This window comes from Brevundimonas sp. UBA2416 (assembly GCF_002343105.1).
Taxonomy (GTDB): domain Bacteria; phylum Pseudomonadota; class Alphaproteobacteria; order Caulobacterales; family Caulobacteraceae; genus Brevundimonas.
This window is the reverse complement of the sequence record NZ_DDRM01000003.1, coordinates 1,604-2,084: the sequence shown is the minus strand read 5'-3', so window position 1 is coordinate 2,084 and position 481 is coordinate 1,604. Positions and strand designations below refer to the sequence as shown.

Sequence of the window (481 nt, the reverse complement as noted above, 5' to 3'; positions counted from 1 at the left end):
GGCCGCCACGGGAACAAGGGCGTCATCTCCAAGATCCTGCCGATCGAGGACATGCCGCACCTGGAAGACGGCACCTCGGTGGACGTCGTTCTGAACCCGCTGGGCGTGCCCTCGCGCATGAACATCGGCCAGATCTTCGAAACCCACCTGGGCTGGGCCGCCGCCGGTCTCGGCAAGCAGATCCAGGGTCTTCTGGAGGCCTGGCAACAGGGCGGACAGAAGAAGGCGCTGGTCGATCACCTGACCAGCATCTACGGCCCGGACACCCCGCTTCCGGAATCGGAAGAGGACCTGGTCGAGCTGGCCCGCAACCTGTCCAAGGGCGTTCCGTTCGCCACCCCGGTGTTCGACGGCGCGCACATCAACGACATCGAGGAACTGCTGGAGAAGGCGGGTCTCGACCGCACCGGCCAGTCGATCGTCTATGACGGCCAGACCGGCGAGCAGTTCAAGCGTCCGGTCACGGTCGGCTACATCTACA

At 65.1% G+C, this 481-nt stretch carries 1 pseudogene; it reads left to right on the top strand.

Features of this window, described 5'->3' with window-relative positions:
* Positions 1-481: pseudogene (locus tag B3E43_RS00595) on the top strand (DNA-directed RNA polymerase subunit beta); the annotation flags it as partial.